The following is a 26,419-nucleotide window of genomic DNA, read 5'->3' as shown; positions in this document are numbered from 1 at the left end:
CAAGGTTCCTCTTTTCCTCTATCCATTATTGACAGCTGTCTCACGAAATTCGCTCGGTGTTTTGCCCGTGTACTTTTTGAAAATTTGGCTAAAATACTTAACATCCTCGTAACCGACCCGAGCCGCAACCTCGCTGATTTTGGCTGGTGAAATCGTTAATATTTCCATCGCCCGTTGTATCTTTTGCCTGGTCACGTAATCACCGAAGGTAATTCCGGTCTCCTTCTTAAATACCTCGCTCAGGTGGTTCGGATGCAAATGCACGTGCCTCGCAACCTGCTGCAATCCCACATCACTGCCCAGATGCTCCTCTATGTAAGCCATTGCCTTCTGCGCATGCGTCGCTTGTCCCTCACCCAGACGGTTGTGATACAGCTTCATCACGGAATTCAAATATTGAAACAGCGTGTCCTTTGGCGTAACACTAAGCTTAAGCTGAAAATGCTTCGGGCTCTCCTCCATTGTACTCTCGCGTCCGGTTGCCGTCTTAACCCGCTCCAGCCAGCGATGAGCCGAAATCGCAACCGAATGAACCAGAGCCTCCAGCGATTCGAGTGTCACCTGCGGATCCTCCAGCTGTACCTGAATAAACCGCTGCACCCAGCCCTTCAGGGCCACCGAATCATCTTCCAGCAAAATAGAAGACAGCTCCAGCTCCTCCTCGTGAGTACAGACCGTTTTACCCCCCTTGCGTTTGACAATATCCTCGTACAGCCAAATGCTCTCATTAATTAAAGTTTTATAGTTAAAAGCATCGCTAGCCGTTGTATACGATTCATGCATATGCTCAGGCTGCTGAACGGGGGTACCAAAAGCCGCATACAGCTTGCATTTCAACAGCCGCTCTATCTTTTGAAAAATAAACCGGAGGTGCTGCATCCCGTTATCACTGCCATTACCCAAACGGATCGCTGCAATCACCCTTTTTTTCTCCAGCAGTGACTCGCAGTTCAACAAATCCTGCAGCATATTGTCAACTGCAAACAAAAGCAGAGACGCTGATGAAGGTGAATCCTCCCAGCCCTCTGCCGTTACAATGAACACCTGAAGCTCGCTTCCGGGCGTATCACTTTCACCGAACAGTCCGGGTAAGTAGGTATGGAGTAAATGACGGTCAATCGGTCCCGCTTCCCCACTCCTAATCCAACGTTCAAAGGTACGATTACGCGCTTCCTTATTCTTGTAATGATCTTGACTATGCGCAGCCCATTTATCTTCAATTCGTTGTCTGGCCTTTAACACGGTCTTGATGATTTCCTCCGGCCTGCTCGTTTTCAACAAATAATCGCTTACGCCTTGCCGGATGGCCTGCTGCGTATAGGCAAAATCGTCGTACCCCGAGAGTACAATGACTTCCAGATCCGGGATGATCTGAATCGCTTCTTCAGCAAGCTGGAGCCCTGTCTTGCCCGTCATCCGGATATCGGTCAGCAGCACATTGGGACGCTCAAGCGGGATTCGTTCAAGCGCTTCCTCTGCTGAGGATGCTGGCTCCAGCAGCTCCATGCCGAGCTCGTCCCATTTAATCACTTTAGCCAGTCCGGTTCTGATGATGACCTCGTCATCGACGATCATAATTTTCATGTTGTCCCTCCAAAACCGGGATCGAGAATGAAATGCGTGTACCCGCGTTCAGTCGACTTTCAATAATCAGACCTGCATCCAGCCCATAATGAAGCTGCAGCCGTTCATTCACGTTTCTTAATCCGTAGCTTACATCCGGATATAGCTCCCCATCCGGCGGATTCAGATTGTTTGTGATCAACTCCAATTGCTCCTCAGTCATGCCTACTCCGTCATCAAGCACCAGAAAGCTCATCCGATTGGCCTTGTGCTCTACGTACACCGATATCATCCCCTTTCCCTCTTTTTTTTGGATACCATGAAGCATTGCGTTCTCGACCAGCGGCTGCAGCAGCAGCTTGAGCATATAACGGTCCTGCAGCTCAGGATCTACCACGATATCCATATCAAATTTGTCCGGATAACGAATCGATTGAACCTGCGCATAGTTTTTGATATGGGCAAGCTCCTGATGAACCGGGCAAAATTCCTTGCCTTTATTCAGACTGAATCGCAGGAAATCGCTCAAGGCCCCAACCATATCCGCAATCCGTTTCTCCTCATTCATCAGTGCAATCCAATGAATCGAGGAGAGGGTATTATACAGAAAATGCGGATTAATCTGGGCCTGGAGCGCCCTCATATCCGCTTCCTTCTTATGTGCTTCGTTGCGAATCACTTGTTTCTTCAGCTTCTCGATATGCTTGCCCAGCATGTTATAGCTCTCCGCGAGCTTGCCAATCTCGTCTGATGAAGCAACTGAATACAGCGGCAGCGGTTCTTCCGGATTGACCTTGGCGATTAACCGGGTCAACACACGCAGCGGATTCGTGATCCGTTGAATGAGGAACAGAATCAGACCTGCTGTAGCCACAATGGAGAGTGCGACCGCGACACCGGTGAGCTGTAAAATATATCGGTTTTGCGCACTGTACAGATCAAACGGAATCACGCCTACAAGCACCCATCCGACTAGTGGTTCGCGGAAATACAAGATCGTCTTTTTGACCCGACCTTCGCCATGATTCACAACGCCAAACAAAGCAGGATTTAATTCAGGCAACAGACCTGGCATCAGGACATCTAAGGACTGGGAAAGCCAGCTTTTATCCGTGGCTGATAGAACGATCCCCTGTTCGTTAAGAAGCGCGACGCTCCCCTTCCCATCACCAAGGTTAGGCTCTGACCAATACCTGGAGATTACCTTCTCATCCAATGAAATCGTCAGCCAGCCGAGATTCCGATAATTATCAATGCTGCGCAAAGGACGAATGAACGAGATCACTCTCTGGTTGCCGGCATAATTCTGCACATTATACAGGGTGGTCCACATCTTGCCTGTCACCTCACGCACATTAACAAGACGGTCCAGATCAGATTGATACAGGTTGGTCGTAGACAACGGCGGATTGGAGTTGGCCGGAATAATCTCAACATTCGAAATGTATTCCTTGGAGCTGATTAAATTGGTCATAAAGCTGCGAATACGTGTCTGCGACCCTACATCATCATCCAGACTGTTAACATATTGCTGAACATTGCTCTGACCAATCAAAAAAATGGACATGTTCTCCACGTCCTTAATAATAAAGCGCAAATTCCCATCCATCTGACGAAGGGTATCAATGCCCGCCTGTTCGGTTTTTTCTTCCGTAATTTTTGATGAAATGACATAGGCAAATCCCCCTAGCAGCATAAGGGGAATCAGTGTGGTTATGAGCATAATAACAGTCAGCTTGCGCCCTAAAGAATTTCCCATCCATCGCCACACCGGCATTGATCACACCCCCTGCTGCATCGTCCTAAGAACACTAGCGAGAAACGGCTTAGCCTTTGACTGCACCGGCCGTCATGCCCTTCATTACCTGCTCCTGAAACACCAAATATACGAGGATCGTGGGAACTACAGCGATCGTCATGGCAGCCAGCGTCAGACTATAATCCGTTTGAAAGCCGTCCGCGAAGGTAGCGATACTGAGCGGCAAGGTTTTGAGTGTTGATTTGCTAATAAACACGAGAGCAAAGGAAAAATCGTTCCAGAAGTGCAAAAAGCTTAAAATCGTTACTGTTGACAGAGCTGGTGTCGAGATGGGCAGCATAATTTTCAGAAATACACCCCAAAGCCCTGTTCCATCAATAAAAGCCGCTTCCTCTATTTCCTTGGGTACCGAAGATAAATAAGCAACCAATACGAATATAGCTGTAGGCAGAGCAAAAGCCGTGTAAGGCAAAATAAGTGCCCAGTACGTATTTAATAAGGAAAGCTGCTTCATTAAAATAAATAACGGCACCAAGGTGCTATGAATCGGAATGAGCATGCCAACTACGAAGAAGCCTAGTATCCAGCCCTTGAACCTGAACTGCAATCTGGCCAATACGAAGGAGGACAAAGCAGACACGAATAAGGTGATGGCCAATGAAGCCAAGGATACGATCACCGAATTCACAAAAGCCGTACCCATCTTGGACGTACTCCAGGCTTTGACAAAGTTATCGATCTGCCACGTTAACGGCAAGCTAAAAGGACGGTTCAGAAACTCGGCGTTCGTTTTGAAGGCACTGATGAACAGCCAGAATAAAGGGTACAACGTTAAAATACCATAAACCGTCATGAGAGTCCAAAAAATAGCGGGCCTCCATTTTTTCGCGGAAAATCCGGACTTGGCTGGAGCTGCTTGTGAGTATGGAGCCATAGTTTTGTTCATATGAATGGACCTCCTTTCTATGCGTTCTTTGACTTTCTGCTTGTCAGCCATTGGCTGGTTCCGATAAAGAGCAGACTCAGAATAATAATCGAGGTGGAGATTGCACTTCCGTATCCATAACGATAGGAGGAAAAGGTCGAGTTATACATATAAGTAGCCAGCAGCTCCGTGGCATGTGCCGGTCCGCCTTTGGTCATCACATACACAAGGTCAAACGACTTCAGGCTTCCTGAGATACATAGCACGATAGCAACCTGTATCGTTGTCCAAACCATTGGCAGCGTAACGGAAATCATTTTGCGAGCGCCTGTGGCACCGTCTATGAGGGCTGCGTCATGAATTTCACCGGGTATATTTTGCAAAGCCGAAATGAAAATAATTAAGTATAAACCGACAAAGCTCCAGGTGAGCGGAGGAATTAGCGCGTAGATCGCAATATTGCTGTCGGAAAGCCACTGCATTTTCCAGCTGCTTAATCCCAAATAATCGAGCAGGAAGTTAAGAATACCGATTTGCGGGTGGTAAATATATTGCCAGATCATCCCGATAACGACCGAGGACATGACCATGGGCATAAACACGGCGGATCGCAAAAACCGCTGCAGCGCATTGTTTTTGAACAGCACAATCGCCAAAATCAAAGCGAGCGGCAGCTGACCGAATACCGAGGCAAGTACAAATATAATATTGTTTTTGAGTGCACGCCAAAATATAGTATCGTGAATAACTTCCACGTAGTTTTTCAAGCCGATAAATTTGGCTTCGCCAATGCCCTTCCATTCAAAGAAACCGTAATAGGCAGACCAAATCACAGGTACAAATACGAATAAGGTATAAATAAGTATCGATGGCAGTAAGCCCATTACGATAAATCTACGCATGTTTAGTGTCTTCATCTCTCTCACTTCCTTTCCAAATAATCAGCCCTCCACAAGGGAGGGCTGATTCGTACCGATGTTCGTTGTGCTCAAATATCTGATTGGTTTGATGAACTTATTGTGCTTGATTGTACTTATTGTCCTTATTTACCAAGTGCGCCTGCTTGCGCATCCTGTACTTTTTTGGCAACGACTTCTGGGCTTGTACCCATCAGCAATTCCTGAAGTCCGTTGTTGATTACTTCAACTGCAGCAGAGCTTAATTTGGAATCATAAACCGGGCTGATCTTCACATTTTTCATCAATTCATTCAGCTCAACGAATAATGGATGTGCTTTGCTTTTATCTACATCAATTTTGTAGCTGACCAATGTGCTGCTGCCCAGCGTCGCTTTTTGACCTTCAGGACCGGACAAAGCGTAGAATAACTGCATAGCTGCATCTTTTCTGGCTCCAGTCAGCTTCTTGCTTACGCCGAGGCCTGTTCCAACTACACCCGCTGTGGATTGCGCATCGCCTTTACCACCATCAATCGCAGGCAAAATCGTAATATGTGTTGTGTCCAAAACTTCCTTAGGTGCATTGTTCACCAGGTTCGCTGCTGCCCAACCGCCGTCCATAAACATTGCGGACTTGCCTTGGAAGAATAATTGCATCATTTGATTCTCATCAATACCATTAAAGCCATCCTGGAACGCCTTGGATTTGCCCAAATCCTGAAGAACCGTCAAAGCTTTAATAAATTCAGGATCGGTAAACTTGGCGCCATTTTGAGCGGAGGCTTTTAAGAACCAGTCCGTACCCGTTACACGATCACCGATTGTACTGAAAATGGTCGATTGAACTACCCAATTTGCTTTGTTACCTAATGCCATAGGAATAATGTTATTTTTATTAAATGTATCAATCGCTGTTTTCAATTCATCCCACGTTTTTGGTACCTTAACGTTGTATTTGTCGAAGATAGCCTGATTGTAGTAAATGAATGAGCTCGGAGCCAGGTTCATAGGAACAGAGTAAATCTTGCTATCCACCGTGTAGCCATCCAGAGCATTCGGGATGAAATTGTTTTTCCATTCCGGTTTGCTGTTCAAAAATTCATCGACAGGCTGCAGCAGCTTGCCATTCACGAATTCCTTGGTCATCGCATCCGGCCACATTACGAACAAGTCCGGCATTTCATCAGCAGCCGCTACTGTACGCAAACGGGTTTTCAAGCCGTCTGTCGGCAATCCCTCTGCTTCGAGCTCAATCTCGGGATGCTGCGTTTTGAAATCATCGAGGATTTTACGCATGGCAATACCTTTGGCGTCCTGGCCTGTCCAGTTATGCCAAATCGACAGCTTTACTTTTTCTTTATTAGCCCCACCGGCCGCCGCACCTTTATCTTCAGTTGTTTGTCCCCCTGCACATCCGGCAAGCATGGACGCTGATACCATCGTAGTTAGAGCAATCTTGGTTATTTTTTTCATTTGTGTGATTCTCCCCTCTCGTTCTATTGTTCATTCTACAAGCTCCAATCTCATTCGGTAAGGGGAATATCATAAGCACAGGGGTAGAATAATATCAGGTTGGTCATACGTGACCCTGAACAAAAAATAGGATGAGGCCCCGAGAGCCTCACCCTATATGTAAATAGAATTGCCTGTCAAGCTGGAATTCATTCCATTTGAGCGACTAAAGACGGCTGCTGCTCCAGCCACTTCAGCACATCGCAGGTAACCTCTTCACGGTTAATTTCATTCAGCATTTCATGCCTGCCATCCGGATACAGCTTGCAGGTAACCCGCTTGATGCCAAGTTGGTCATACATCCCCATCAGTTGAGGAATTCCTTTGCCCATACCTCCAACCGGATCCCGATCACCGGCAAATATGTAAATTGGCAGCTGCTTGGGGATGCGTTCCATGTTGCTCAGAAGGTGAATATCAACTAATCCACGGAAGAAGTCCCTGAAAAACCCTGCGGTAAAAATACCTCCACAATATGGATCTGCTATATAACGATCAACCTCCGCTTCATCGCGGCTCAGCCAATCGCAACCCGTCCGGTTGGGGCGAAATGGCTTGTTATAGCTGCCCAGCGACAGCTTCATCAAAAGTGGACTTCGATGGTCACTGCCTTGCAGGGAAGCCAGCAATTGTGCAAGCATGATCCCTACTCTAAGGGTCGGTGGATGCTTGCCGTTTGTTCCTGACAGGATAACGCCCCTAACCTTATCGCTGTATGTATACATATATTGCTGCGCCAGAAACGAGCCCATACTGTGACCAAGCAAATAGACAGGCACACCTGGATGCCTTTTTGCAATAATGTCAGTCAGCTGCGCCATCGCCTCCGTCATTTTGGCAAATCCCTCGGTACCCGTAATGCCCACCTGATTCGGATGTCCCGCTGTAAGCCCATGTCCCCTATGATCATTGGCATATACTTCGTAGCCCGCTTGTACTAATGATCGAGCAAATCTCTCGTAACGTGCTGCCGTCTCCGCCATGCCATGAGCAATTTGAATAATGGCCCGGGGCTCTTGTCGATCTTCAAGGCTCCAATGATAGACGAATATCTCCAACTGATCGATATCCTTAAAAGTGAAAGTTTCCGTGTGCACAAATCATGCCCCCGCTCTTACTTCAGCTGCTGCTGTTCGATTAAGTTCATTATAAAGGAACCTACTTATATTTGCCTTATCCTATTAAAAGAAATCGTTATTCACATCAAAATAACTGATTTGTCAGACAGGTAAGGCTAATGATAAGGTTTACTAATATTATCCTACTATGCACAGTGGAAAATAAGGAATATATACAAGGAGGAAGTCTACCTATGTCTCGAATTGCTAAAAACTTAACGGACTTGATTGGTAACACCCCTTTGCTTGAGCTGTCGAATTATAACAAACATCAACAGCTTAAGGCGATACTTATAGCCAAGTTGGAGTATCTCAATCCAGCAGGCAGTGTCAAAGACCGGATCGGCTATGCGATGATTCAGGCTGCAGAGGAGCAAGGCCTTCTAAATAAAAATTCAGTCATCATCGAAGCAACCAGCGGCAATGCGGGAATTGCACTCGCCTTCGTAGCTGCTGCCAAGGGATACAGGTTAATTATTGCTTTGCCGGAAACGTTCAGTCTGGAGCGAAGGAAGCTATTGACGGCTCTGGGTGCGGAACTGGTGTTGACTTCAGGATCGGAGGGTATGCCAGGAGCGATGCGAAAAGCTGCAGAATTGGCTGCCCAAACACCGGATTCCTTCATGCCTCAGCAATTTGATAATCCGGCTAATCCACAAATTCATCGTGTAACAACAGCAGAGGAAATTTGGCGGGATACCGAAGGCTCTGTAGATATTTTTGTCTGTGGGGTGGGGACAGGAGGTACGATTACAGGTGTTGGCGAGGTGCTGAAATCCAAAAAGCCATCCGTGCAAATCATCGCAGTCGAGCCTTTTGATTCCCCTGTTCTATCTGGCGGTACCAAAGGCGCGCATAAGCTCCAAGGGCTTGGAGCTGGTTTTGTCCCTTCGATATACAATCCATCGGTCATTGATGAGATCATGACAATCAAAAGTGAAGATGCCTTCCAAACAGCACGTTTATTGGCCAAAGCAGAAGGACTCGTTGTCGGAATTTCCTCCGGAGCTGCGGTTTACGCGGCTACCCAGATTGCCAGACGTCCTGAGCATACAGGCAAAACGATTGTAGCCTTACTCCCGGATTCCGGAGAGCGCTATTTATCCACAAGTTTATTTCAAGAAAAATAGTACGGACTTGGCTCATCTCCCCACCATTCCCGAGACAACCTGTCAGCGTCCCGAATACTGTGATGGTAGATTCATATATCCATACGCATACGAACTTGGGTTCCATCCCGTATTTCTGATATGATAGATGTCGGAGGTCGACATACGGATGGAATATCAAACAATCGATTATTGGGACGAACAAATTTGGAACCAGGCGGCACCGATTTACAGACAAGGCTTTGACCCCGACAACAGCAAACCGACAACAATTATTCGCCGCTCCCTCGAGAGAAAGCTGTGCCAGCTGCATATCGCCAGCAATCAGTCTGATATCATCGCTATGGCGTTAACGGGCAAGCTGGAAGGCATCAACGGACTGCTTATCGATTATATGGCCGTTCGTGAGGATTCGCGAGGCCAGGGCATAGGCAAAATGTTTTTGGATTATATCATCGGGTGGTCCAGGTCTGCGCTGCAAAGTACAGGTGCTGTTATTGAAATCGAGTCCGAAGATAATGCTACCAATTTACAACGTCTTCACTTCTGGCAGCAATACGGGTTTACACTAACCAGCTATGTTCACACCTACATTTGGGTTCCGGAGAAATATCAGGCCTTGTACCTGATTTGGCAGCCAGACAGCCAGGTTCCCCAAGACGGAGAGATACTATTCGAGCATATCTCACATTTTCACAATAGGGCCTATGCCAAGAAATAAGGCAGCTCATGTGCCCAAATTACTTGTTCATTTGATCAGCATACAAGTAAAAAATATAGTCAGTGGGTACGCCCTTATGACCTAACTGGCGCAGCATCGCCGTTATATTGCCACGATGATACGTTCCATGATTGACAACATGCTGAATCAGCTCTACAAGCGGGACATTCAGCTTACCGTATGCAGGATGCTCACAGGAAATCAGCTTGTCCAAATCCTCCTGCCCGGCAAAAAAAGCACGGTATTGTTCAGTCATATTGAGATACATAGCTTCCATATCCTCGATGCTTCTGTTCTTGATGGCTTTCCGGAGCGGGGTGATAACGCCCACGATTTCCTGAAAGCTGTCATTGCGAATAACGCCCAGCCAGGTTGTATCCATCAAATAAATATGGCCGACCACTTCAGAGATCGAAGGAAATACACTTTGTACTACGGTGTTGTACACTGTACACCTCATCTGGTAGACTTTGCAGATGGTTTATTAAGAATGTATTCGCCCAAACATGATAGTCATATAATTGTATGGCATGATGTGTCATTTGTTAGCACCCTCTCATCATTCGTTTGAATCATTGACCTCTATTCGAATTTACAGCAGTCTCCCTATCAGCTACCATTTTCAATGCTTCTTATGACAAGTATACCCGATCTTGACTGACATTTACGGTCAGTGAAGTCAGGATTATTCCATATAAAAACCAATTCAGCTGCTTGCTGGCATACCCAAGAAGGGTTACAGAATCTGGAGGAGCGCCCATCATGCAAGAACTCATCTTCACACCGATTGCCGAAGAGCATTTGCAGGAAATCATGGAAATTTACAATCATTTTGTCGCCAATACGACCGTCTCCTTCCATACGGAGCTGCAGACACTCGATCAAATGAGAGCTGCGGTAGTCCACTCCAACCCGCGTTTTCGCTCCTTTGCCATTTTGGAGGATCAGCTTGTCAAAGGCTATGTGCTCATCACCCAGCACAAAAGCAAGCAAGCCTATGATATAACCGGTGAAGTTACGATTTATTTGAATCCGGCATTTGTAGGTCAAGGCATTGGCAGTAAAGCGCTGTATTTTATTGAAGAGATTGCACGTACCGAACGGTTTCACAGCTTGGTCGCTACTATCTGCTCCGAGAATGTCAGCAGCGCAGGCTTATTTAACAAGCATGGGTATACTCAGGCTGCCTATTTCAAAGAGGTGGGCATTAAATTTGACAGAAAATTGGATATTGTTGTACTCCAAAAAATGTTGAATTTGTAACCAGCTATGCTAGCTTTGATAATAGTTCAGCAAATCCGCTGCGATCGCCGCCAATCTTTCTTTAAGAATCGGGGGCTCCAGTACCTGTAACGATTTCCCGAAAGGAAGCAAAAGTGGGCCGCATACGTTAATATCGCCTGCTCATGAAGCTTCAGATGTACCAGATTGTCGGAACGCTCGACAAGCATATGTCCAAGCAGCCAATGTGTACATACATCGTTAATGGCCTGTGGCGTTCCATGGATTCTTATCGAAATGAGCTTGTCCTTTTGTTCGGTGTCAGGCAGCAGGCTTTTCAGGAAAACTGGCTGGCTGAGAACTGAAATGCCTTTTAAATACGGCTGTTGTGCGTGTCAAGCTCTGGATGCGATCCACCCGAAAACAGCGGACCTCTGTCCTCAGATGACAGTACCCGACGATATACCATTTGCCTAACCAGTACACAAGTCCGTACGGATCAAGCTGACGCGACTGGGAGGAGGTATTATTCCCTGTACGATAGTCCATTAGCAGTCGATATTCATGGGCAACGGACACCTCAAGCTCTTGCAGAACTGGCTTCAAGGCGGGATGAGAGATCGAGGCAATGACGTCAAAGCCATCTTCGTGACGAGTAATCGTGCGTAATTGATCTTCATTGGTATACAGCTTGAGCTTGGCAATCGCCCGCTTTAAACATCATCAAACGTATACACTGCCTGCTGCGCGAACATGGCCGCCTGTGTCAGGGCTTTTTGTTCATGGATATCGAACATCAGCGGCGCTTCCGTGAATTCAGTGAGCAAGCTGTAGCCACCGTTATGTCCGGAATCGGCAATAATCGGTACACCGCTCGCACACAAGGCATCAATATAACGGTATACCGTCCGAATATGAATCTCCAGGGTATCGGCCAGCTGCCTGGCGGTTATTCGTTCGCCTGCTTTGAGCATCCACAATATGGACAGCATATGATCGGATTGGGACATGAATCGATATTCCCTTCACTTGAATAAGCAGTGTAGTAAATTTTCTTAATGCTCTACTTCCATCTGGATCGTACGATATTCAGATGGCGTCATACCAATCATTTTACGAAACACCTGTGTAAAATATTTGGCGTCCTGATAACCTACCAGGGGCGCTATCTGGTATACCTTGACATCCGTATTACGCAGGATCGAGCAGGCCCGTTCAATTCGCAGCTTGGTCACATATTCGAGAAACGTAACTCCACTCTCCTTCTTAAATAACACGCAAAAGTGGCTGCAGCTGAGTCCGATGAACTCGGAAACCTCATCAATACTCAGATCATGATGAAACCGTCCGGATATATATTCGATGGCTTTCTGGATAGTACGAACTTCATCCTCACGAGCGGACACCCTCAGGGTTCGACCCGTATGCTCCAGCAATGATTGTTTGAGCAGCAGCTCCAATTCATCGAGTGTCCCACAAAGAGGAATATGTGAAATCAATTCCTTGATACTCATCAAGGGCTCCTCGCTCAAATCGCTCAATCGCCGGGAGATGCCAACAACGAGCTCTATCATCATTGCTGCGGCATCCTCCTGACCTTTGCTCTTATTACGAAGCTCGTTAATCAGCTTCTCCAGCAGCATGGAAATTCTGCTGCGATCAAAGCCGGCAACCGCTTCGGTCAAACGCTGCTCCCAATGCAATAACGCAGCGGAGGCTGACCGATCAGCAGAGGTCCCCCCGGCCTCCGCTTCCTGTAACCATGCGGAGGCCGATGCCATGTCGGCGTCCACATACACCCGCTCCCGGCCTCCGGTAAATCGGGCTAACAGCGCCTGCTGTGCGCTGCGATAACAAGCAAACAACGCATCCAGTCCCGAATGCTGTCTGCTGATTCCGACCGAGCAGGACAGCTTCGTGCATATTTTCACCAGCGTGATGATTTCTCCCGCGGTTTGCTCGGTTTCCTGCATATTGCTGTTTTGCAGCAGCAGGACCCATTCTCCGCTTCGAAACGGAAATACAGTCAAGGCACCACGCTTGCCTCCGTATTCGCTCAGCACATTGCCAACTGCAAAAAACCACAATCTGCGGTCCTCCTGGCTCCAGCGGTTCACTTCCAGTGTATCATCAAAGCCAACTACAAGCATCACATACGGATGCTCCAAATCCCAGCCCTGCAGCCAGTAAGACGGATTATACGGCTTGTTGTTTCCCTCCAGCATGCTGCTGATCAGCCGTTCCCTGAGCAAGCTGGATAAAGCCTGTGCAGAGCGGGTCAAGTAATCTTTCTCCGATTGGCGTTCAGCCTCCTGCTCCAGCCTGCTCCTGGCCTCACGCATAACGGTCTCAAGCTCTTCATGATCGACAGGCTTAAGCAAATAATCTGATGCACCATATCGAAGCGCTTCTCTAGCATATTCGAATTCCCCATATCCACTAAGCAGGACGAAAACTAATGAGGGCTGCTGATGCAATGCTTCTTTCATCATCGAAATCCCATCCATAACCGGCATTCGAATGTCGCTGATCACAATGTCCGGCTTGTGAGCTTGAATCAGCTGCAATCCCTGCTCACCATTTGCTGCTTCTCCCACGATTTGCATCTGCATTTCCTCCCAAGGCAAAGCTACCTTCAAGCTGCGCAGAATAATCGGCTCGTCATCGACAAGAACTACCTTATAGATGCTGGACAATGGAAAACACCTCCTTTGGACACACTCTTGTTATGGACTCCGTATCGCTGCATGCTTCCTAATGGCTTATCGCAGGTTAGACGCAAATGATCGTTATTTGCCAATCAGCTCATAGTACTGCTGCAGATGGGCTTCCAGACTTTGCAGCGCTTCCCGTGCCGATACATTGCCTGCAATCAGCTGCTCGGCGACCTGAAAGAACGGCTCCTGCAAAGCAGGTGGCAGCGCATTATCATACGGAACAAAGGCTGTAGGCGATGCCTCCAGCAAATCGACAATTTGTTTGAATACCGGTCCTGTCCGGTGATAATCAACCGCTATTTTCATAGCTGGCAGCCGGAAGCTTTCATATACAATTCGCCTCTGCACATCCGGAGCATAAATGGCCTTCACCAAATCGAGTGCAGCTCGGCGTCGTTCACCCTCAAGATTGGCCGACAAGCCCAGACCGAAGGTGTAGCCTCTGGCCAGACCAATCGATGCCTCCTTCGGTCCCGACAATACAGGGAAATTGAATACCCCTACCTTGTCGGCAAACCCTGGTGTGGAATTTTCACCCTGAAATAAATTAAGCTCCCAGCTGCCGCTCAGGAACATTCCGGCCTTGCCATCCAAAAACAGGTTCTCGGCATAAGCAATACTTCGTGTATCCGACATCGTCGGGAATGGATTCAGCTTGGCGAATTCAAGAAAACGCTCTGTCGCCTGCTCATAGTCGGCATTCATGAAGCTGCCTTTTCCTTTCACAATCTGGTCTATCACTGCAGAACCTGCAAATCGCTGCAGGAAATAATGATAATGCATGGCCCCCGGCCAGCGCTCCTGATTTCCTAACGAGAATGGAACCAACCCTGCTGCTTTGAGTTTGGTGATCACCTGCACGAGCTGGTCCCAATTGGTGGGAACAGACAGGCCAAGCTCGGCAAACAACTGCTTGTTATAATAAACGGGCTCAACAAAACCTTCGATCGGGAGACCGTACACCCCACTGCCGAACTTCCAAAGGCTCAGATCGTAAAAGCCATCGTCCATGCTGTTCTCTTTCAGAAAACCCGACAAATCCAGCAGCCGCCCTGCACGTGCGTAAGGTTCGATTTCAGCGCCGCTAAACAACACGAAAATATCCGGTGGGTTGCCTGTCACCATCTCACTCTTCAAGCGCTGCTCGCGGTGAACGGTTTGATCCAATCCTTCAAAGTCAACACGCACGTTCGGATGGTCCAGCTCGAATTGCTTGATGACTTCAGATACGATCTTTAACATCTGGGCGTTGTGCTCCTGAATCCAGACATGACGAAAGCTCAGCTTGATCTTCTCTGTCGCCTGAGGCTGTGATTCAGAGGAACAGCCCGCACCTAGAGCGACCAGTATGCTAATAAGTATTCCAGCCAGCAGCGAGCGCGTCCTTCCTCTCTTAGAAGAGCCGTTCCACAGCCCACAACGCTTGTTGTCAAGGGACTTGTTCATTGGCCTGCACCTCCCTGGCTGTCCGCTAATATCCGCGGCATCCGAATCCTTACAATCGTGCCTTCACCACGAGTCGAGCAGACCATAATCCCATAGCTGCCGCCAAAGCGAATCCGCAGTCGATCATGCACATTTTTCATGCCTACGCCACGATGTCTGGTCTTGTTCGTGCTCTGCTGCCGTCCGGCAAACAGCTCCTCCAGCCTGCTTGGTTCAATCCCGTGTCCGTTATCCGCCACTTCCACAACAAGATCGGTTCCCACCTCCATGACACGGATACGAATAAGCCCTTGCTCCTGCATCGGTTCGATTCCGTGATAGAGCGCATTTTCCACAATGGGCTGGACGATCAGCTTCAGCGTCAGGTGTCTTTTCCATGTGTCCGGCAGCTCCATTTCATAATTCAGCTTATCGCCAAAGCGGCACATCTGGATAAACAAGTAATGCTTGACATGCTCCAGCTCGGTAGCAATCGGAACCAGCTCCTGGGTTTCACTGATACTGATCCGCAGCAGCTTGCCGAGTGAAATCACCAGTCTGCTGATTTCCTTATTACCTTGAAGCACGGCCATTGAATTGATCGTTTCCAGCGAATTATATATAAAATGCGGATTGATCTGTGCCACAAGCGCTTGCATCTCCGCTTCCTTCTTCCTCTCCTGCTCTACTTCGACCCGCCGGATCAGCTCCTGAATTTGACCGCTCATCCGGTTAAAGCCCCGCACCAATAGCCCTGATTCGTCACGGTACACCTCACTGCCTTGCCTGACCTCCGTAAATTTGCCCGATTCTGCCAATCGCAGCGCTTTCACAACTGAAATTATCGAATGCACCAGCTTGCGAATGAACAGGACATCAAACAATATCACACTGAGCAGGGCAAAGACGAGCAGACCGAGCGCCAAATTACGGATCCCAGCGGTTTCCGCGTACATTTGATTAAGTGGTGTCAGCGCAACCAAATACCACCCGGAAATTTGTGAGGGATAATAGGTGATAAAGGTTTGCTCTCCTTCATAAGTGTCCACATAAGCATGGCGCTCCTCATGAGACTGTAGAAATGGAAAAGAAAGCTGTTTCCCCAGATGCTGGCCCGACTTACTGAACAGCACCAAGCCCTGATGGTTCACAACCATCATCTCGCCTTCCTTAATCGTCCCCGCTTCCCAGAAAACATGATCGACTGCATCCGTCTTCACCGTCAATACGAGGGTTCCGATGTCATCCAGCGAATAATAATCCTTAATCGTACGTACATGGGTAAGCTGCTGATCGGAGGCTGTTGAATTTTCAAAAGGACCGAGCCATAAAGGCCGTCCATTCAAAGCTCTCATCTGCCCATACCACGGCTGCTGCTTCAGCATCTCATAGGTTGCCGCCGGAGCCGCTCTGGAGCTGTGAACCAGCTCATTTTGATTATATAAGGTCAAAGACGTTATTTTCGGATGGGATAAAAGCAGATTGTTCAACTCAGTAAGCAATTGACGACTGGCAGCTCCTTCACTCTCCCGAAGCTCTCCCGAATACTTGCGCTTCAAAAATTGCTGAATAACCGGTTGGGTAATACTCAAGTCCGAGATCACATTCATTTCGTTCAGCGCATACTGGATTTTGCGGTCCGTTTCCAGCAGGCTGTTAGCGTAAAAATTCTCCGTTTGCTTTTCGATAGCACCGTTAAACAGCTTGTAGGTAATGCTGCCCATCAACACAATCGGAATAAACACAAGCAATATAACACCCAGCATAATTTTATGGCGCAGCGACATAACGAGTCCTCCAGAGTTGTAGCATACCGTACTTACACATTCTCACCGGAGGGGGGATTATCCTGCTGCGCCGCTTGTGAACATTTCAGCTTTTTACAGCTCCTGAGGTTAACCCCGATATAAACCAGCGGCTAAATAGCGCAAATACGATTAATAAAGGAAGTGTTGCGAAGAAAGTAGCTGACATAATCATGCCATAGTCGATCGAATCGTTGCGGCTGAACAGCTGCTGCAGCGCAATCTGAATCGTAAAATTCTCATTGTTCTTGAGTACAACCAACGGCCAGAAAAAGTCATTCCACGTATTTAAAAAAGTGAAAATACCAAGTGTCGCCAACGCGGGTACGATGATCGGCAGCACGATCCGCCAATACGTATTGAAATATCCGCTGCCATCGATCCGGCTTGCTTCCAGAAGCTCCGTGTGAATACTCGATATAATATATTGTCGCATCCAGAAAATACCAAATGCTGAAACCATACTTGGCACAATAATTGCTTTATACGAATCAATCCACGACAGCTTCGCCATCAAAATATAGTTCGGCAGCACACTCAGCTGCTGAGGGACAAGCAGAGTCCCAAGGACGAGCACAAACAGCAGCTTTTTACCTGGAAATTCAAATTTGGCAAATGCAAAGCCCGCCAGTGAACAAAAGAACAGTACGGAAACGGTTGTCGCACCTGATACGATAAACGAGTTCCAGAGCGCCCTGAAAAATATAATCCGCTCCAGCGCATGTGTGAAATTGGCGATAAGCTCCGGTCCGGGTATAATAGCGGGCGGGATTTGGTACACTGCATCTCTCGTCCGGGTTGAGATCACCAGCATCCAATAAAAGGGATAAGCCGAAGCAAACGCTCCTGCAGCCAGCAGGATATAAATAATGATTCGTGAAATGACGTTTTGTTTTTCTCCTACCGGCATTACGCTTCCCCTCCCATTCTTTTGGACAGCCAAGTGTTCAGCAATGAAAAAATCACGGTGAACATGAATAAGATGACAGCCGTTGCAGCGGCAGTGCCAAAGAACGAATTACGGAATGCTTCTGTATACAAATAAATCACCATCGTAATGCCCTCCGCGCGGGTAGATCCTGAGCCTCCCTGACTTAAGAACACATAGGGCTCGGTGAATAGCTGAATACTGCCAATCGTTGAAATCAGCACGGTAAATAAAATAAACGGTTTGAGCAGCGGGACTGTGATATGTGTAAACAGTTGACGACGGTTGGCTCCATCGATACGTGCGGCTTCGTATAAATCGCCGGGGATACTTTGCAAGCCCGCTAGAAATATAATTGCGTTATAGCCGGTCCAGCGCCATATGACCATCGTCGCGATCGCCGTCTTCAGCGGCCAGTTCTGAATATTCCATGCATAAGGTCCCATTTCCAGAAAAGAAACCAAATAATTGGCCATGCCTTTATTGGCAAATGCTGCGCTAAAAATCATCGTAACCGCAACAATGGAAGTCACATTTGGTAAAAAATAAATAGCTCTCAGCAGCTTCGTTCCTTTAATAAAAGCGGAATTCAAGGCCACAGCAAGAATGAGTGCCAGAATGAGCTGTGGAATCGTACCCATGCCACCCATAATAAACGTATTGCCGACTGAGGTCCAAAAGGTCGGGTCGGTCAAAACAAGCTCAAAATTTTTCAAGCCGACAAACTTCATATCCCCCATACCGTTCCATTTGTACATCGACAAATAAAAAGTAAAAAAGATCGGATAAATCCCAAATATAGCGAACAGCACAAAAAATGGTGATATAAACAGATAAGCCGCCAATCGGCTTCTTCGCCGCTCGGTGAGCCAAGGACGCGCCGCAGCTCCGGCGGTGGGTGCAACAGCATGGATGTTCATTTGATCACTCCTATAAGGGAGCAAATTCACCATACACGATGAACCTGCACCCTCCAGATATTCGTCCAGCAATTAACTGCGTTTATTCAATTCTTTGATCTTCTTAATCGCACTATCCCACTCTGCTTGCGGATCGCTGCCTTTTTGCTGGACATTGCTCAAACTTTCTTTGAAAATGCTGTCTGTTGCATCATGCAGCTTGCCATAGCGGATCGGTTTGACACTTTTCGTAGCTTTGGCAAATTCAACGGAAATCGCTTGATTGTTGTAGAAGGAATCTGTAAGCTCTTTAAACTTGGCCTCTTCATAAACTGCAGGAATCGATGGCATCAGACCATTCGAGATATACGATTTAAGCTGTCCATCCTTACTGTCCATCCATGATATGAATTCGTAGGCTTCCTTGGCATTTTTCGATTCCTTGGGAATACTCAGGAACGAACCGCCCCAGTTGCCAGCGCCTTCAGGCATTTGCGTAATCATCCATTTACCCGTTGCATCCTTGGCATTTCCTTTAATAACGCCACTCATCCATGCCGGAGCCAGCATGACAGCAAATCCACCATCATTCGTTTCTTTCGCCCATTCCGGTGTCCAGAGCACGTTTTTGCCAACCCAGCCTTCTTTAATCCCTTTTACCGTAAAGTCATAGGCTTTTTTCACTTGCGGGTTTTTATCGCCAATGAATTCATCATTATTGTTGTAAAAGATTTCGTTGCCTTGATCCCGCAGACCATTAAACAGCAATCCAGGTATATCTACAAACGTTTTTCCTGTTTTTTGCTTAAACTTGTTTGCAGTTTCAGCGAATTTATCCCAGGTTGCAATCTCTTTATAAAATTCTTCGGGTTTGCTCGCAATACCCGCTTGCTCCAGCAAGTCGGTACGATAATAAACGACAGTTGGACCTACGTCCGTTGGCAAGCCAAGCTGGAATTTACCGTCCGTGGAGGAAGCCTGCTTCCATTTCCAATCCAGATAATTTCCTTTCAGGCTGCTTGCGCCAAGATCATTCAAATTATTGAACTTATCCTTCGCCTCCATGAATTTTTCCAGGAAAGCAATTTCGACCATGAAAATATCCGGTGCACCCTTATTCGCAGACAGCGCCGTTAACATATTATTGTGATGAGCCGTTTGGTCGGCTGTGTTTTGAATTTTGATCGTGACGTTAGGCTTAACTGCCTTATACTCCTCAGCCAGCTTCTCGTAGCCGTTAGTGCCCAAAGACCAAAATGTAAGCTCCACAGGTTTGTCTGTTTTGGCTTCGGTCTTGGCGTCTGTGGCACCTGTGGATTTGGCTGGCTCGGCGGCAGGCGTAACACCGCTGCTGCAGGCGGCCATCGAAGCGGCAAGAAGCAGCGCTACCCCTGCTGTTGACATTTTTGTTGCTAATTTCATTCGAATATTCCCCTTTCAATCTAGTGATCATCTTGACCTCTTTATCGTAAGGGATGCGCGATTATTTGCCGAGGTGGCAATCCTTCGATCTTAGGTTGAAATTAAGATGATGGGAAATAGGGATTCGGACATCACATTAAAAAGAACCAGCGTTCCACCTCAATAAAGGGGAAACACTGGTCCTTGATAACTTAACGTCAGAAATACATAATCAATTGACTCTGGTTAGCATGATTTTATCATTAGCCAAAGTATAATTACCGCTGCTTGGATCTTTACCTGTAACTTGAAATTTAAACTGCTTGTTTCCTGCTGAGCTGAACGTCACATTGCCTAATCCAACGACCGAATAGCCCGGAACACTTTGATACTGATCTACAGGATTGCCCTGTGCGGTACCGTCGATATACAATTGCGCGGTGCCGCGGTCGGGATGCTTTTTAACCCGCGCACTAACTGTGTAGGTTCCAGCTGTTGGAACATTGACCGTGTATTCCACCCAGTCTCCCACTGCGTTAAAGTTGCCGTAGCTTAATGCACCCCCGCTGGCGGCGGAATCGCTGCCAATTGCCGTGGTATCTCCTGCTGATACGGTTGTGGTCAAGCTCTCGAATTCATAATTAAGCGGTTCCTTGGTAAGCGAAATATAGTCGGTTGCCAGGGTATAGCTGGCACTGCTGGCGTTCTTGCCTGTGACCTGAAATTTGAACTGCTTGTTTCCTGCTGAGCTGAACGTCACATTGCCCAGATCCACTGTGACATAGCCCTGCGCACTCTGGTATTCATCAATCGGCGTACCCTGTGCAGTACCGTCGATGTACAGCTGTGCCGTACCCCTGTCGGGATGTTTTTTGACCTGCACTCTCACCCTGTATGTTCCGGATGCAGGAACATTCACCGTATACTGTACCCAACCTCCCACTGCATTGGCATTCGCATAGCTCAATCCGCCATTGCTGGCTGCCGAATCTGCTCCATAAGTAACCGTTGCACCGGTTGATGCCGTCGTGGTCAAGCTCTCTGCTTCATATTTGACTGCTTCCGGTACCGCTGGCGGAAGGATAACATCAGGTGATTTATAGGTAAGCCTTATCGTATCCGTAGCCAAGATATAAGAGCTGCTGCTGGCATTTTTCCCTGTGATCTGGAATTTGAATAGTTTATTGCCAGCTGTTGTAAAAGCGATATTGCCAAGATCGACCTCGACATAACCTTGAGCACTCTGATACTCGTCAATAGGCGAGCCTTGTGCTACGCCGTCTATATACAGTTGTGCCGTACCTCTGCTTGGGTGCTTCTTAACCTGAACCTTTACATTGTAGGTGCCCGGGCTTGCCACGTTTGCCGTGTATTGGACCCAGTCGCCCACTCCATTCAGATTCCCGTAGCTGAGCGAGCCATTGCTGGCTGCTGTGTCGGCTCCATTCGCAACGTTCGAACCTGATGATGCCGCTGCTGTCAGACTCTCTGCTTCAAGCAAAATGCCGGAACCGAGCGTAACGCTGCCTGTACCGCCTGTGCCAATGACGACGTCGCTGGTAATGGATTTATTGGCGGTCCGGTCAAATACAACCACCTTACCCGTGGTTCCTGCAGTTCCGGTAACATTGACCGTCAGGCTCGATGTGCCGGAAGTTTGCGTGAAGGATGCAATCTTCTCATCTGCATATAGCACCTGCATGGCTGCCGCATTATCCTCCTGAATCCAGAACGCCTTGCCCTTGGATGTGTTATCGGCCAGGTTCACCGGTAGCCCTGGTGATTTCAGCTGACTGCCTGTGAATTTGCCTTTATAGCTGTAGGAGCTGACACCGCTATCGTTCATCGTGATATCCTCAACCAGATAAGTCTTATTACTGTCAAGCCATCTGAGATTTAGCGTCAGATCGTCTGGAACAGCCGTTACATTCGCAGCTGTGGCGATGACCAGCGCCTTGCTTTTATCTTCAGACGCATACATCCATGCGTAGGAGCCTGACGTATCAAAATCCGGACCGGCATAAAGCGGCCTTGTCGTTTGCTCCGTTAATGCCTTGATTCTCGGACTCTTCCGCCAGTTGTTGAATTTTTTCAGAGAATCCATACCTGCATTCGTCCAACCGGAAGGGTCTGTATTGAATTTGATCACTCTTGCCAGCATATAGGAATAGTAGTCCTCGACTTTGCCTGACGGGTTACCGCCGTAATAAACGGAATTCATAGGCAAATAGCCAAAGCTGTCCATGCCGATTTTCATGCTGGTGCCCACTCCGCCGTTAGCGGATAGAAATCCGTTATCAGAGATATGCAGCAGTCCGTTGTTTCTGTCACCCTGAGTAGGATATATATCCACTTCGCTGGTCAGCTTGCCAATGAAGTCCGGGTGTCGTGACGTCAGATCGTTCATATAGTTTTTCACCAATACGTTTTTTCGATAAACGCTGTCGCTTGGATGCGAGGTTGAGGTCGCCGCCGTATTGGGCCAAAATTCGGTCAAATCAATCATTTGATGCGATAAATGATATTGAGGAATCATCGTATCCTCAACCTGACTTCTTTTGAACTCAATGTTGGCAGGATCAGCCAAATCCCTTCCTACATTATGGTTGTCGCCTGTCATGCTGAACCATAATCCGAAGCGTAGGCCTTGTCCTACAATATAATCGGTCAGGGATGCCATATTACTTGTAAAGCTGGTCTTCGCAGTCGTGGTATCTCGGGTCGTATTCCATAAATCGTCGATCATTACCATATCCAGACCTGCCTGTACAGCCTTCGGTACGACTGTATTTCTGAAAAATGCATCCGTGCGTTTCCCTATATAGTCCCAGTCGTTGGTAAGAAACAGGGAAGTCACGTCATGATATTTGAAGCGCTTTCTAAAATGCTCCTCGACTGCCATTTTTCCATCAAGGATATCCCCCTTGAATACCGTCATATTCACTGAAATATACTCGAATTCCTCATTAGGGAACAACACCAATTGCAGTGCATCGGTATTGGTGGATACTTTGACATTCGTGATACCGCTCCAGGCATTAATGCTGGCAAAGGGCGGCAGCATGCCAGAGGTTCCCTCGGTCTTCCAGTTCATTTCCGGCTGCAGGCCCCATCCATCACCCGTATTATAGACCGTTATCGCATTTTTCCCTGCATTCGGAGCCAGCGAGCCCGAGGTACTGTACCAGGCCATATTCGGCACATAATACAGCGTATGTGCATCATTGGGCAGGTTCAGCGAGATGATGTCCGAGTTCGTAATCGTCTTCTGGGCAGCCGTATTATTTTTAATGGAGTTGCTATACTTCAATCCGGATTTCCCGTTATAAATTTCAAATTTCAGATTAATAGTTACATTTTGCGGGGAAGTTCGGGTTACCGGGATGGTAAGCTGCTTACCCCAATTGGTGCCGAATTTGGTAATGTCGGTAATCGTGGCGGTGCCCAGCGTCCATCCTCCATCATTCGCATAGATGTCGCTTCCACCATAGTTATAGTAAAACAAATATTGGCTTCCACTCCCGGTGAGATACTCCTTTCCGGCCTCTTTGTTGTAATAGCTTGTCATTTGAATACTTCCACTTGCAAAGGACACGACTGACTTCATCACATCATTTTCCAGTGTCCACACATCGCCACTTCTGACTACGCTCGAATTAGCCGCATACGCTGTCTGAATGCCACTTGTTGGAATAAACGGAATGCTTGAAAACAACATACCGAGTACGAGGACGAAACACACGATCCCCCGAGCCATACTGCGAGCTTTACCTTTACCCATTATTAATCACCATCCTTTAAATATGTATGTAAAAAGGTGATATTCGGAAAATTCCCATATCACCTCTACACCCTTCACTTATCCGGTTTTATTTACCTGCCTTATTCATGTAGTCTACATATTCCTTTTCGGCATCGGCTGTAGCCGGATTCCATTCCTTCTCCAGGAAGTCCTTGAACTGCTGCAGGGTTATGCTGCCCAGAATAAACTTCAATTCCTGGTCGTCCTTTTTCTTGACCATATCGGGAATCGTACTGTTCAAATTCAGAATTTTGGGGGACCTGACAGCAGGAACATTAGTAACGGTCATCTGCTTTAATGCGCCATCCAGCTGAGACTTGTAAGCATTAAGTCTATCCAGGGTATCTGCACCTTCAATGATGGCAGCGTTTCCATCTATCGCATTAGCAAGCGTCATGTATGTGCTTGTTACGGATGCAAGCTTGGTAGCCTGATCTGCAGTTCGGGTTATATTTTTCGTAGCCGGATCATAATTGTCGTAAGTCACGCCTTTGATGCCAAGCTGGAACAAGGTATTCGCTTCCGTTGTATTGCCCCAATCCAGAAATTTCAGCACGCTGTCGATATTTTTAGAATTTTTGGCAATCATCCAGCCGCCCCACGTTGCAGGTGTCACCCAATCAGAGGCAACGCCCTTGCCGTTTTTTAACACAGCCTGATAGGTGTACTTTTTATCCGATTCCTTATCCTTTGCCAGATTGGCCATAACCGCGTATTGATGTGCGTAGATGATACCGATCCGGTTCTGGTTCATTTTTTCCTGATCTACATAGATCTTGTTAATCAGGAACTCGGGATCAATCAGCTTCTCATCATTTAACTGCTTCAGATAGGTCAAGTAAGGAATATAGCCCGACATTTTTTCTCTTATTTTATACGTTCCGTCTGTATCCTTGGCTCCATTTACGATAGGAAGATCAAATGCGGAGGCAAGAAAATTGGAGGCATTCCAGATTGTATTGGCACCCAGCGTCGGATTGGAAAAGCTTAGGCAATACGTATCCGGCTTTCCGTTTCCGTCAGGATCGTTATTAGTAAAGGCTTTGCATACATTCGTGAACTCGTCCAGGGTTGTAGGCGCTTTGAGATTAAGCTTGTTCAGCCATTGCTGGTTGATCATATAGCCCCAGTGGTTGACTACATTCGTTCTTGGAATGATATAGGTCTTTCCATCATTAACAGATTTGACCCCATCCCACATTTCTTTCGTAATATTTTTTGTCAGATTCGGATAATTTTTAATTTTGTCGTCCAATGGGGCAATCAGATCATTCTGCGCCCACTTTTCCATATTGGCATCTGCGCCACCCCAATTGTAGATGAGGTCTGGCAGGTCTCCCGAGGCCATAAGCACCTGGAGCTTATCCACATAGTTATTGATGGGAGGAGCTTCAACCGATAGCTTAACATTGGCCAGCTTTTCAACCTCTGCAATAACCGGATTATTTTCTACAACGACCGCTGCATTCACTCTGTTAAACATCTTGATTGTGGCAGGTGCTGCTTTGGCTGGGGCTGGCGCCGTGGTACCGGGTGTTGGCTTGGTGGTGGCTGCTTCTTTGTTGTCAGTATTCGGACTGCATCCCACCACGATGGAGGAAAGCAGCGCAATGCTCACTGAGGAACTGACCAGCGTTTTGACGGACCCTTTCAATATAAACATCTCCTTTTTAATTACCATTTATTAAAACTGCAAACAACTGCAGATTTTAATCGTACGGATGAAAGCAACCAGCCATCACCCCTTGACCGAGCCTACCAGCACACCCTTCATAAAATACTTTTGCAGGAAGGGATAAACGAGCAGAATAGGTAATGTTGCAAAAATAATGATCGCCATTTTAATCGTAAACACGGTAACCCCCGTATTGTTCATGTCCATCGCATCCTTGGTAATGCCTCCATCATCAACAACCATTTCGCGTAAGATCAGCATAAGCGGCCAGAGGCTTCTTTTCGACGTGTAGATAATGGCCGAAAAAAACGTGTTCCATTGGGTTACCGCATGAAAGATGACAAAGGTGGCTATCGCCGGCTTACACAGGGGAACGATGATCCGAAACAGTACCTTGATTTCATTGGCCCCATCGATAAAAGCCGATTCTTCCAGACTTTCGGGTATCGCGCTGACAAAGTTTTTCATCAGGATCAGGTTATAGGCCCCAAGGGCACCAGGTAAAATCATCGCCCACAGCGTGTTATAAATATCCAGTGTTTTAATAAGATAAAAATTTGGTATTAAACCGCCGTTGAAAAACATCGTGAACGTGATTAGTACCATGATCACATTTCTGCCCTTTAGATCCTTCTTAGAGAGCGGATAAGCCGAAATGATCAGCAAAAAGATATTTATTGCGACTCCGGCAACCGTGATGATGATCGTATTTTTATATCCGGTCCACATCAACGGCATCTGAAGAATCTGCTTATAGGCAGACAGCTCGATTTGACTCGGGATGAGCTTCAATGGATTTTGCAAATATTCCGAATAAGGGGTCACAGAAAAGGATGCCACATAAAAAAACGGGAATAAACAAGCTAGTGCGAACAAGGTGACGACTGTATAATTGAAAACGTCAAACAATTTATCTCCGAATGATCTGATACTCAAGCTCT

19 protein-coding genes and 1 pseudogene are annotated in these 26,419 nt (G+C 47.2%); 3 read left to right on the top strand and 17 right to left on the bottom strand.

Features of this window, described 5'->3' with window-relative positions:
- Positions 1-18 precede the first annotated feature (18 nt).
- From BK127_RS06290 to BK127_RS06265, 6 genes are all read right to left on the bottom strand, one after another.
- Positions 19-1,584 carry a helix-turn-helix domain-containing protein gene (locus BK127_RS06290; RefSeq protein ID WP_076229140.1) on the bottom strand — a complete coding sequence of 522 codons (1,566 nt, stop codon included), beginning with the start codon at positions 1,582-1,584 and terminating at the stop codon, positions 19-21.
- A complete protein-coding gene (locus tag BK127_RS06285) occupies positions 1,562-3,340 on the bottom strand; it encodes a sensor histidine kinase (RefSeq protein WP_305954283.1) in 1,779 nt (592 codons plus the stop codon). Before BK127_RS06285 ends, BK127_RS06290 begins: the two co-directional genes overlap by 23 nt.
- Positions 3,341-3,389: 49 nt before the next feature.
- On the bottom strand, positions 3,390-4,268 hold the full coding sequence (locus tag BK127_RS06280) for a carbohydrate ABC transporter permease (protein ID WP_076229139.1): 879 nt from the start codon (positions 4,266-4,268) through the stop codon (positions 3,390-3,392).
- 17 nt (positions 4,269-4,285) lie between these two features.
- Entirely contained in the window at positions 4,286-5,164 is an 879-nt protein-coding gene (locus tag BK127_RS06275) for a carbohydrate ABC transporter permease (RefSeq protein ID WP_076229138.1), read from the bottom strand.
- Between the two features lie 125 nt (positions 5,165-5,289).
- Positions 5,290-6,618: an extracellular solute-binding protein gene (locus tag BK127_RS06270; protein ID WP_076229137.1), complete on the bottom strand. Its 1,329-nt coding sequence runs from the start codon at positions 6,616-6,618 to the stop codon at positions 5,290-5,292.
- Between the two features lie 188 nt (positions 6,619-6,806).
- On the bottom strand, positions 6,807-7,754 hold the full coding sequence (locus BK127_RS06265; protein ID WP_076229136.1) for an alpha/beta hydrolase: 948 nt from the start codon (positions 7,752-7,754) through the stop codon (positions 6,807-6,809).
- A 215-nt stretch (positions 7,755-7,969) separates the two neighbouring features.
- On the opposite strand from BK127_RS06265, the gene cysK reads away from it, so the two are divergent.
- Both cysK and BK127_RS06255 read left to right on the top strand, forming a co-directional pair.
- Positions 7,970-8,905: a cysteine synthase A gene (gene cysK, locus BK127_RS06260; protein WP_076229135.1), complete on the top strand. Its 936-nt coding sequence runs from the start codon at positions 7,970-7,972 to the stop codon at positions 8,903-8,905.
- A gap of 148 nt (positions 8,906-9,053) precedes the next feature.
- Complete coding sequence (locus BK127_RS06255) at positions 9,054-9,605, top strand: GNAT family N-acetyltransferase (RefSeq protein ID WP_076229134.1); 552 nt, start codon at positions 9,054-9,056, stop codon at positions 9,603-9,605.
- A 19-nt stretch (positions 9,606-9,624) separates the two neighbouring features.
- Here BK127_RS06255 and BK127_RS06250 read toward each other — a convergent pair whose 3' ends face one another.
- On the bottom strand, positions 9,625-10,053 hold the full coding sequence (locus BK127_RS06250; RefSeq protein WP_256711187.1) for a DinB family protein: 429 nt from the start codon (positions 10,051-10,053) through the stop codon (positions 9,625-9,627).
- A gap of 314 nt (positions 10,054-10,367) precedes the next feature.
- Here BK127_RS06250 and BK127_RS06245 point away from each other — a divergent pair, with 314 nt between their 5' ends.
- Positions 10,368-10,868, top strand: a complete 501-nt coding sequence (locus tag BK127_RS06245; protein ID WP_076229133.1) for a GNAT family N-acetyltransferase — start codon at positions 10,368-10,370, stop codon at positions 10,866-10,868.
- Between the two features lie 9 nt (positions 10,869-10,877).
- Here the strand turns inward: BK127_RS06245 and BK127_RS06240 are convergent.
- The 10 genes and pseudogenes from BK127_RS06240 to BK127_RS06195 all read right to left on the bottom strand — a co-directional run bounded on the left by BK127_RS06240 (position 10,878) and on the right by BK127_RS06195 (position 26,414).
- Positions 10,878-11,836 (bottom strand): annotated as a pseudogene (locus BK127_RS06240) (helix-turn-helix transcriptional regulator).
- Positions 11,837-11,881: 45 nt separating this feature from the next.
- A complete protein-coding gene (locus BK127_RS06235; RefSeq protein WP_076229132.1) occupies positions 11,882-13,522 on the bottom strand; it encodes a response regulator in 1,641 nt (546 codons plus the stop codon).
- Positions 13,523-13,615: 93 nt separating this feature from the next.
- Positions 13,616-14,989 carry an ABC transporter substrate-binding protein gene (locus BK127_RS06230; RefSeq protein ID WP_083689104.1) on the bottom strand — a complete coding sequence of 458 codons (1,374 nt, stop codon included), beginning with the start codon at positions 14,987-14,989 and terminating at the stop codon, positions 13,616-13,618.
- Positions 14,986-16,755, bottom strand: a complete 1,770-nt coding sequence (locus BK127_RS06225; protein WP_076229131.1) for a cache domain-containing sensor histidine kinase — start codon at positions 16,753-16,755, stop codon at positions 14,986-14,988. The genes BK127_RS06230 and BK127_RS06225 overlap by 4 nt, the downstream gene beginning before the upstream one ends.
- A gap of 85 nt (positions 16,756-16,840) precedes the next feature.
- A complete protein-coding gene (locus tag BK127_RS06220) occupies positions 16,841-17,683 on the bottom strand; it encodes a carbohydrate ABC transporter permease (protein WP_076229130.1) in 843 nt (280 codons plus the stop codon).
- Positions 17,683-18,621: a carbohydrate ABC transporter permease gene (locus tag BK127_RS06215; protein WP_076229129.1), complete on the bottom strand. Its 939-nt coding sequence runs from the start codon at positions 18,619-18,621 to the stop codon at positions 17,683-17,685. The genes BK127_RS06220 and BK127_RS06215 overlap by 1 nt, the downstream gene beginning before the upstream one ends.
- Positions 18,622-18,693: 72 nt before the next feature.
- A complete protein-coding gene (locus BK127_RS06210; protein ID WP_076229128.1) occupies positions 18,694-20,022 on the bottom strand; it encodes an ABC transporter substrate-binding protein in 1,329 nt (442 codons plus the stop codon).
- Positions 20,023-20,233: 211 nt separating this feature from the next.
- Positions 20,234-23,782 (bottom strand): carbohydrate-binding domain-containing protein, encoded by a 3,549-nt coding sequence (locus tag BK127_RS06205; RefSeq protein WP_076229127.1) that lies wholly within the window; start codon positions 23,780-23,782, stop codon positions 20,234-20,236.
- An 88-nt stretch (positions 23,783-23,870) separates the two neighbouring features.
- Positions 23,871-25,457, bottom strand: a complete 1,587-nt coding sequence (locus tag BK127_RS06200; protein WP_076229126.1) for an extracellular solute-binding protein — start codon at positions 25,455-25,457, stop codon at positions 23,871-23,873.
- 84 nt (positions 25,458-25,541) lie between these two features.
- The gene (locus BK127_RS06195; RefSeq protein ID WP_076229125.1) at positions 25,542-26,414 is read right to left on the bottom strand and encodes a carbohydrate ABC transporter permease; all 873 of its coding nucleotides are present in this window, start codon (positions 26,412-26,414) and stop codon (positions 25,542-25,544) included.
- Between the last annotated feature and the right edge of the window lie 5 nt (positions 26,415-26,419).

This window comes from Paenibacillus sp. FSL H7-0331, assembly GCF_001956045.1.
This window is presented reverse-complemented; position numbering and strand designations above follow the sequence as displayed.